The sequence below is a fragment of the Methanobrevibacter sp. genome (assembly GCF_045646205.1).
Taxonomy (GTDB): domain Archaea; phylum Methanobacteriota; class Methanobacteria; order Methanobacteriales; family Methanobacteriaceae; genus Methanocatella.
The window spans coordinates 1-1,751 of sequence record NZ_JAZRKF010000053.1; the positions used below are offsets into that span (position 1 = coordinate 1).

The following is a 1,751-nucleotide window of genomic DNA, read 5'->3' on the forward strand; positions in this document are numbered from 1 at the left end:
TGGTCGAGTATCGGCACTTATTAGCACTACACCCATACCGGAAGTTATTGAACAAGTTGGAATTGAAAACGTATTAAATCCAGAAACAGCTGATTTAAACCCTATTAAAGGATTGGAAATGGCAATTGAAAGAGGCTATAAAAATATTGCAATTACAATTTTACCATCCAAATCAATTGAAGAAATCGGCCAATATCCTTTGCCCGATGGTGTAAATACATATATGTTCGTAGCGCACACCACGAATGCAAGTTTAAAAGAAGTGGAAACTGCATTTAAATACTGTGAAGTCATAACTGCATGTTCATCTAAAAATGTTAGAGGTTGGGCTGAAAAAGAAAAATCATACTATTCCGGATCCAAGGTACCTATTATTGCAATTACTGAAAAAGGAAGAGAATTCTTAGATAATAGGCTTGAAAAAATTGGTAAACCACTGACAACAAATGATTATCCAATGAATAAAGAGGAACATTCAAAACCATTAGTATAGAAAAAAGTGAAAGGGGAATTTATTAAATATCATCTCTTTAAATTTCCAAAAATAAATATTTGGAGATTCAATCGAGTCTCCTAATATTTTCAAACGCTTTTTCAATATATTCATCTTGGTTCATATCTTCACATGCTTTTTTTGAAAAATCCAAGTCAGCATGTGTTTGCGGATATCTTGGAACTGCACTGCATCCCCCATCATCAATTTCAGATATTTTAAATGTTCCAATATCCTTTGCAATAGCAGTGATTTCATCTTTATCCAAACCAATTAATGGAGATAATATTGGTATGTCCACACCATATCTTGTTGCAAGGATATTAGGCAATGTTTGTGAGGCAACCTGACCAACACTGCTTCCATCAACAATAGCATTTGCCCCCAATTCTGTTGCTAACTTTTCTGCTATTTTATACATTCCGGATTTACATAACACACAAGTCATTCTCTCCGGAGCTTTAGTTTTAGCAGCTTGAAGATATTCACCATAGTCTACAACTCTTTTTTTGATAGGCAATCCTTTTGCATATGTGTTTAATTGATCAACCAATAAATTAAAATTTTCAGTTACTTTTGGGCCAGAAAACGGATCATTGTTAAAGTGAAGCGCTATGACCTCACAACCCCTTTTCATCATCAGATATGCTGCCACTGGTGAGTCAATACCGCTTGAAATTAAGGCAACAACCTTTCCCTGTGTTCCAAGAGGCAAACCTCCAGGACCTTTGATTTTTTCATGAAAAATATATGTATCCTCTCCCCTAACTTCAACAAAAATAGTCAATTCAGGATTTGTCAAATCAACCGGAGCGGATACAACATCCCTTACAACTTTTCCACAATATGCACCCATTTCCTGTGAACTAAAATCATGTTTTCCAACACGCCTGCATTTAATTGCAAATTTGGTGTTCTCATCAATAAGATTTTCTTTAATTAAACCTTTGACATAATTAACTAATGTTTTTTCAATATCTTCGTAATTTGTTTTAGTTGATACTACAGGAGAATATGATACTACACCAAAAACATGATTTAATTTTTCTATTCCCTCATCAAAGTTTTTTGGATGAATATATATTCTACCTTGATTTCTTTCAACTTTACATTCAAGTGTTGCTTTAATATTCTTAACAAGTCTTTTTTCAAAACGTGCCCTTATTTTAGAGCTTTTTACACCTATTTCACCATATCGTGCTAGTATTAAATCATAATTCATTCAAACACTCTCTAATTTTGATATATGCTGAAAATT

Annotated in this window: 2 protein-coding genes; one reads left to right on the forward strand and one right to left on the reverse strand. The window is 33.4% G+C overall.

Annotated features, from left to right (window positions below; translation table 11 throughout):
* On the forward strand, positions 1 to 493 hold a 493-nt coding region (locus ACKI44_RS09275), incomplete at its 5' end, for a DUF2099 family protein (RefSeq protein WP_407423713.1).
* Between the two features lie 67 nt (positions 494 to 560).
* Here ACKI44_RS09275 and thiI read toward each other — a convergent pair.
* Complete coding sequence (gene thiI / locus ACKI44_RS09280; protein WP_407423715.1) at positions 561 to 1,715, reverse strand: tRNA uracil 4-sulfurtransferase ThiI; 1,155 nt, start codon at positions 1,713 to 1,715, stop codon at positions 561 to 563.
* Positions 1,716 to 1,751 lie beyond the last annotated feature (36 nt).

Coding starts and splice junctions, on each gene's coding strand:
- thiI (WP_407423715.1), bottom strand. CDS start 1,715: ATGAATTATGATTTAATACTAGCACGATATGGTGAAATAGGTGTAAAA.